Here is a 6646-nt window from a genome sequence, read left to right as displayed (position 1 = left end):
TGAAGGCGGAGGCTCCGGAGCCGATGACGGCGGTGCGCTTGCCTGCGTAGCGGGCGCGTACGGCTGGGTCCGTGAGGTCGGGCACGCGGTAGGTGATGCGGTCCGCGGCCACCTTCTCACCGAGGGCGGGCAGACCGCTGGCCCCGGCCGGACTGGGGGTGTTCCAGGTGCCGGAGGCGTCGATGACGGCGCGCGCGAACAGGCGTTCCTCGTCGCCGTCGGCGGTGGTGACGTGCACGACGAAGGGCTGGCTCTCGCGGTCGGCGTCGACGATGCGGTCGCGTCCGGTGCGGGAGACGCCGGTGACGCGCGCGCCGTAGCGGACGCGCCGGCCGAGGACGTCGGCCAGGGGCTGCAGGTAGCGCTCGGCCCAGTCGCCTCCGGTCGGGTAGTCGGTGGCGTCCGGCTTGCTCCACCCCGTGGGGGCGAGCAGCTTCTCGGCGGCCGGGTCGGTGAGCTCGCCCCAGGTGGAGAACAGACGCACGTGGCGCCACTCGCGGACCGCGGCCGCGGCGGCCGGTCCGGCTTCCAGGACCAGGGGCTCGATGCCGCGCTCGACAAGGTGGGCGGCCGCGGCCAGGCCGGTGGGACCGGCTCCGATGACGACGACGGGGAGGTGCTGCTCGCTCATGGTGGTCGATCTCCCTGAGTGGGTGGTGCGGGATCAGCGGGCGAAGGAGTACGGGGATCGCGTGCGCCGCCGGTGGCCCATGGCCCGGCAGGAGGTGTCGCAGACCTGCGCCGACTCCCTGTTTCGATGTCTGTCGATGTCTGTCGTTGCCTGGAGCTTGCCACTCGCATCGACGAGTGTCAACATAGACACATGTCGAAATCAGAGGTTGCCGAGCTTCCCGTCCTGGACACCGGGACGGCGGTGCCGTGCTGCCCGCCGATCACCGCCGGGGAACTGTCGCAGGCAGACGCGGAGAAGATGGCCGCGATGTTCAAGGCACTGTCCGACCCGGTGCGGCTGCGCCTGTTCTCCAAGGTCGCCTCGTCCGCGGGCGGCAAGGCGTGCGTCTGCGACATCTCCGACGTCGGCGTCTCCCAGCCGACCGTCTCCCACCACCTGAAGAAGCTGCGCGAAGCCGGCCTCCTCACCAGCGAGCGGCGCGGGACCTGGGTCTACTACCAGGTCGCCCCGCCCGTGGTCGCCGCGATGTCCGCCATGCTCGACCTGCGCACCTGAGCGCACCGAGCCGCCCTGCCCTGCGGCTTCGACCGCCTATTCAGCGCGAAGGCGGTGCGCGATCTGTTGCGCGGCCTCGCGGGCAGTGCGGCCGACGCCGATCAGGGTCGCGGAGGCGGGTCCGGTCCAGTCGCCGTAGCCGAGCAGGTGCAGGCACGGCTCGTCCACCGCGCGGGTGCCCTCCGTGGCGATGTGACCGCGGCGGCCCCGAAGGCGGAGTGGGGCCAGGTGGGAGAGCGCGGGCCGGAAGCCCGTGCACCAGATGATCGCGTCGGCCTCGGCGCGGGTGCCGTCGGCCCACTCGACGCCACCGGGAACCAGCCTGGCGAACATCGGGCCCGCCTTGAGCAGCCCTCGGTCCCGCGCCTCGCGCACGGGAGGTACGGCGACGATGTCGCCCAGCGACGCCACGCCGCCGGTGTCCGTGCGCCCCTCGTCGAGGGCGCGGCGGCGGGCGGTGGCCGCGTCGAACAGGGCACGGCCGTCGATGTCGTCGGCCAGATAGCGGGGCGGTCGCTGGGTGGCCCAGGTCAGTTCGGTGGCGGAGGCCAGGTCGGCGGCGATCTGAGCGCCGGAGTTGCCGCCGCCGACCACCACGACGCGCTGCCCGGCGAAGTCACGCGGACTGCGGTACTCCACGGTGTGCACCTGGCGTCCCTCGAACACGCCACGCCCTGGCACGGCGGGGAGGAAAGGGCGCCACCACGTGCCGGTCGCGCTGATCACGGCGCGGGCGTGCCAGGTACCGGAGTCGGTCTCCACACGCAGGAGTTGTCCGTCCCGGTGGACGCCGAGCGCCCGCACCGGTCGCACGACCGGCAGCTCGTAACGCTTCTCGTAGTCACGCAGATACGTCACCACATGCTCGGCAAGCGGGTACTCCTCCCCCGCCTGCGGCGGCATGAGCCGTCCCGGAAGAGAGGAGAAGGCGGCAGGCGAGAAGAGGCGGAGCGAGTCCCACGTGTGCTGCCAGGCACCCCCCGACGCCGCCTGGGCGTCGAGGATGACGAAGTCGATGCCGAGGCGGCGCAGGTGGTATCCGGCGGCGAGGCCGGACTGGCCGCCGCCGATCACCACCACCTGCGCATCAAGGGTCATTCAGCGGACCGGCCCTGCACGAAGATGAGCGCCACCAGCGCCAGACCGACGGCCCCGCCCACGAGTTGGGCTCCGATGAAGCCCAGCAGCGATCCCGGCGCGATGCCCGCGAACGTGTCGCTGAAGGCACGGCCGATCGTCACCGCCGGATTGGCGAAGGAGGTGGAGGACGTGAACCAGTACGCGGCGCCGATGTACGAGGCCACGGCCACCGGCGCGAACCGCAGCCGGTCCGTGCGGGCCAGGCCGAAGATCAGCAGGATCAGACCGGCGGTGGCCACCACCTCGCCCAGCAGCAGATGGCCGGCCGAGCGGTCGTGCGTCGACCACTCCACCAAGGGCTTGCCGAACATCGCGTCCGCCAGGATCGCGCCCGCGATCGCGCCGACTACCTGTGCGGGGACGTACACCGCGGCCTCGCGAGCCGTGACACCGTCGCCGCCCCGCCGGGCGGTCCACCACTCGGCCAGCGTGACGACGGGGTTGAAGTGCGCGCCCGACACCGGGCCGAGCAGCAGGATCAGGATGCCGAGACCGAAGACGGTGGCGATCGAGTTGGCCAGCAACTGCAGCCCGACGTCCTGCGTCAGCTCGGTCGCCTGGATGCCGGAGCCGACCACGACGGCGACCAGGAGAGCGGTGCCGAGCAGTTCGGCGGCGGCCCTGGAAGGCAGTGGGGTACGGGGCGGGGTGGCACCCGGCGCGGGCTGGGGCTCATGCCGGGAAGCGGCAGAGGGTATGGCGGCCTCCCCGGCTCTGTCGTGCTCGGCGGCCTCGGTGGCGGTCAACAGGACTCCTTCATGCAGTCGCCGTAAGGGCGGTGATCAGGGGCAGGACCGCTTGAGGTTGTTCTCGGCGGTGGCGCGCGCGGTCTCCGCCAGGTCGGCGAACTGACCCGCGAGGGCGGCGATGACGTCGGGCTTGAGCCGGTAGTAGGTGAACCGGCCGCAGGGCTCGGTCTCCACGACCCCGGCCTCGCGCAGCACCTTGAGATGGTTGGAGAGGTTGGTCTGCTTGGCTCCCGTCTCCTCGATCAGATGGGTGCTGCAGAGCGTCTCCTTGGCGAGCAGGGTGACGATCTGGAGGCGGAGCGGGTCCGCGAGAACCCGCATCAGATCAGTGTCGACTGACGTCATCATGGGCTGATACTGTCACATCACTCCGAGCTGATACCAGCCCGAGCTGAAGCCTGGGACCGCCGGCCTCCCTCTTGACCCGTTTACGAAGGAAGAACCCATGTCCTCCAGCCCGCTCGCCTCCGTGTTGTTCGTCTGCGTCCACAATGCCGGGCGCTCCCAGATGGCCGCCGGATTCCTGACCCACCTCGCGGGCGACCGGATCGAGGTCCGCTCCGCCGGCTCCGTCCCCGGTGACCAGGTCAACCCGGCCGCGGTGGAGGCCATGAAGGAGGTCGGCGTCGACATCTCCGCGGCCCAGCCGAAGATCCTGACCACCGAGGCCGTCCAGGCGTCCGACTACGTCATCACCATGGGCTGCGGCGACGCCTGCCCGATCTTCCCCGGCAAGAAGTACCTCGACTGGGCCCTGGAGGACCCGGCCGGCAAGGGCGTCGAGGCCGTCCGCCCCATCCGGGACGAGATCAAGACGCGCATCGAGGCCCTGATCGCCGAGATCGACGCGAAGCAGCAGGCGTGACCCCCAGTGGCCGAGGGAAGCGACGGCACCGACAGCGACGGCATACGTGAGGTCATCGTCATCGGCTCCGGCCCCGCCGGTTACACCGCCGCCCTCTACACCGCCCGCGCCGAACTCAGGCCGCTCGTCTTCGGGGGCGCCATCTTCGTCGGCGGCGCGTTGACGACGACCACCGAGGTGGAGAACTTCCCCGGCTTCCCCGACGGCATCGACGGCCCGGTCCTCATGGAGAACATGCGGGCCCAGGCGGTGCGCTTCGGCGCCGAGATGGTCGACGACGACATCATCGAGGTCGACCTCAGCAGCGACATCAAGACCGTGACCGACAGCGCCGGCACCGCGCACCGGGCGAAGGCCGTCATCGTCGCCACCGGGTCCGGGTACCGCAAGCTCGGGCTGCCCCGGGAGGACGAGCTGTCCGGTCGGGGGGTGTCGTGGTGCGCCACCTGCGACGGCTTCTTCTTCCGCGATCGCGACATCGTCGTGGTCGGCGGCGGTGATACCGCCATGGAGGAGGCCACCTTCCTCACCCGCTTCGCCCGCTCCGTGACCGTCGTGCACCGCCGCTCCACCTTGCGGGCCTCCCAGGTCATGCAGCATCGCGCCTTCTCCGACGACAAGATCTCCTTCGCCTTCGACAGCGAGATCGCGGAGATCAAGGAGGAGGACGGCAAACTCGCCGGCGTCGTGCTGCGCGATGTCTTCAGCGGCACGACCCGCCACCTCGACGTGACCGGCCTGTTCATCGCGATCGGCCACGACCCGCGGACCGAACTGTTCAAGGGGCAGCTGGACCTGGACGAGCAGGGGTACGTGAAGGTCCACGCGCCCTCGACGCATACGAACCTCTCCGGCGTCTTCGCCGCAGGCGACGTTGTCGATCACACCTACCGTCAGGCGATCACCGCTGCCGCCGGCGGCTGCCAGGCCGCCCTGGACGCCGAGCGCTTCCTCGCCGCCCGCGCGGACACCACGGAAGCCTCCACAGCCGAGGCAGCCCCGGAACGTGACCTCGAGAACGTCGCCGCCTGAGCACCGACGCTCGTCCCGGCAGCCAGCACAAACTGCCAGGACGAGCGCTGCCACGCTGACCGGACCTCGGGAACAGCACGACGGCCCGGCCGCGCGTGCTGCCGCGGGCGCGCTGGCGGCGCGGAGTTCCGCCTGCCTCTGCTGATCGGTCTGTTCGGCTTCGCCGCGCTGTCGGCGGTCATCCTGAACATGGCGATGAGCCTGGTCGTGGTCCTGGCCGCGCCGCCCGCACGGCTGGCCGCGGTCCCGTCCGCCGAGATCGCGACTCGCTGACCCGTGACGTAGGCGTTCGTCACGAGTGCGGAGACGACCAGGGCCGCGTCAGATGGTGGGCCCGGTGTGCTGCTTGAGGGGTGTGGTCCAGCGGGAGGCTGGTCGCGTGCGGGACGAAGCATTGCTGGCGGCGCATGCTCTGGTCGGTGGTGGTCTTCATGGGGGCCTCATCGAGATGGCGGGTCTTTCGGGTGGTGGGCTGGGCTCCTTCCTGTGCTGCTGGGGACGGCTTCGAGGGGGCGGTGGTACCCCGGATCCGGTGCGGGGCGGTTGGGGTCCGGATCCGGGGTGGCTGATGACCGTGCGGCTACTTAACGGCGCCCGCGGTGAGGCCGCGGGTGAGGGAGCGCTGGAAGATGAGGAAGAAGACGATCATCGGGATGACGCCGAGGAGGGCGGCGGCGCTCATGGCGGTGGGGTCACTGGTGTACTGGCCCTGCATGACGGACAGGCCGAGCGGGACGGTCTGTTGGTCGTTGGAGATGAGCAGGACGAGCGGGTAGAGGAACTCGTTCCAGCTCCAGACGAAGAAGAACACGCACATCACCGACAGGGTGGGCCAGCTCATCGGCAGCACGATGCGCCACAGGATCGTCAGGCGGCCCGCGCCGTCGAGCGAGGCGGCCTCGATGAGTTCGCGGGGGAAGGTGCTGAAGACGGAGGAGAGCAGGTAGGTGCCGAACGCGCTGTAGGTGATGCCGACCAGGATGGTGTAGCCGAGCTTGCCGTCGTACAGGCCCAGTTCCTTGAACAGGTAGTAGATGGGGTAGACCAGGCCCTCTTGCGGCAGGACGTTGACGCCGAGGAAGAACACCAGGAAGGCGGTGCGCCATCGGATGCGGCCGATCCCGATGGCGTAGGCGTTGAGGAGGGCCAGGACTACGGCGATGACGACGACGCCGAGGCTGATCTGGATGCTGTTGACGAGTTTCTGGGTGAAGTCGACGCGCTCCCAGACGTCGCCGATGATGCTCCAGTTCCACTGCTCGGGCCAGGAAAGGGAACCGTTGGCGCGGTAGTCGGCGCTGGTCTTGAAGGAGTTGACCAGGATGATCAGGAAGGGGGCGAGGAAGGCGAGGACGAAGAGGGTGACGGCGGCGACGACGGCGTAGTAACCCGCTCCCCGTCCGGCGGCCGTTGGCTTTCCGCGATGTCCTGTCCGGCGGGCGGGGCGCGGAAGCGCGGCCTGCCCGGCGTCCGGCGCGGTGGGAGGAATCGTGTCGGTCTTCATGGTCATCCGTCCTCGCGGGCCTGGCGGGCGAGCATCGTTCCGGCGATGACCAGCACGAGGAGGGTGATGGTGCTGGAGATCGCGGATCCGTAGCCGACGTCGGCGCGTTCGAAGAAGTTCTGGTAGGCGAAGTAGGCGGGGACGAGGGTGGAGTTGCCGGGACCGCC

General features: G+C 70.1%; 9 protein-coding genes. 3 read left to right on the top strand and 6 right to left on the bottom strand.

What is annotated here, in order from left to right; genetic code table 11:
* A partial coding sequence (locus tag ACWD1Z_RS36060) for an FAD-dependent oxidoreductase (protein WP_451124928.1) occupies positions 1-631 on the bottom strand: 631 nt, incomplete at its 3' end.
* A gap of 192 nt (positions 632-823) precedes the next feature.
* Here ACWD1Z_RS36060 and ACWD1Z_RS36055 point away from each other — a divergent pair.
* Positions 824-1189, top strand: coding sequence for an ArsR/SmtB family transcription factor (locus ACWD1Z_RS36055; RefSeq protein WP_451124926.1), 366 nt, complete (start codon positions 824-826; stop codon positions 1187-1189).
* Positions 1190-1225: 36 nt separating this feature from the next.
* On the opposite strand, the gene ACWD1Z_RS36050 is transcribed toward ACWD1Z_RS36055, so the two are convergent.
* The 3 genes from ACWD1Z_RS36050 to ACWD1Z_RS36040 are packed head-to-tail and all read right to left on the bottom strand — an operon-like array spanning position 1226 to position 3426.
* Complete coding sequence (locus tag ACWD1Z_RS36050) at positions 1226-2287, bottom strand: ArsO family NAD(P)H-dependent flavin-containing monooxygenase (protein WP_451124924.1); 1062 nt, start codon at positions 2285-2287, stop codon at positions 1226-1228.
* Entirely contained in the window at positions 2284-3075 is a 792-nt protein-coding gene (locus tag ACWD1Z_RS36045) for an aquaporin (protein WP_451124922.1), read from the bottom strand. Before ACWD1Z_RS36045 ends, ACWD1Z_RS36050 begins: the two co-directional genes overlap by 4 nt.
* Before the next feature lie 36 nt (positions 3076-3111).
* A complete protein-coding gene (locus tag ACWD1Z_RS36040; RefSeq protein WP_451124920.1) occupies positions 3112-3426 on the bottom strand; it encodes an ArsR/SmtB family transcription factor in 315 nt (104 codons plus the stop codon).
* A 97-nt stretch (positions 3427-3523) separates the two neighbouring features.
* Between ACWD1Z_RS36040 and ACWD1Z_RS36035 the strand changes: the two genes are divergently transcribed.
* Together ACWD1Z_RS36035 and trxB are read left to right on the top strand one after the other, a co-directional pair.
* Positions 3524-3943: an arsenate reductase ArsC gene (locus ACWD1Z_RS36035; protein WP_451124918.1), complete on the top strand. Its 420-nt coding sequence runs from the start codon at positions 3524-3526 to the stop codon at positions 3941-3943.
* Positions 3944-3985: 42 nt separating this feature from the next.
* Positions 3986-4975, top strand: a complete 990-nt coding sequence (gene trxB / locus ACWD1Z_RS36030; protein WP_451124930.1) for a thioredoxin-disulfide reductase — start codon at positions 3986-3988, stop codon at positions 4973-4975.
* A 292-nt stretch (positions 4976-5267) separates the two neighbouring features.
* Here trxB and ACWD1Z_RS36025 read toward each other — a convergent pair whose 3' ends face one another.
* Together ACWD1Z_RS36025 and ACWD1Z_RS36020 are read right to left on the bottom strand one after the other, a co-directional pair.
* The gene (locus ACWD1Z_RS36025) at positions 5268-5408 is read right to left on the bottom strand and encodes a hypothetical protein (protein WP_451124916.1); all 141 of its coding nucleotides are present in this window, start codon (positions 5406-5408) and stop codon (positions 5268-5270) included.
* Between the two features lie 147 nt (positions 5409-5555).
* Positions 5556-6479: a carbohydrate ABC transporter permease gene (locus ACWD1Z_RS36020; RefSeq protein ID WP_451124914.1), complete on the bottom strand. Its 924-nt coding sequence runs from the start codon at positions 6477-6479 to the stop codon at positions 5556-5558.
* Positions 6480-6646: the final 167 nt, after the last annotated feature.

The organism is Streptomyces sp. NPDC002784 (assembly GCF_053592135.1).
Note: the sequence above shows the minus strand (reverse complement) of the source record. Positions and strands in the feature narration are given on the sequence as shown.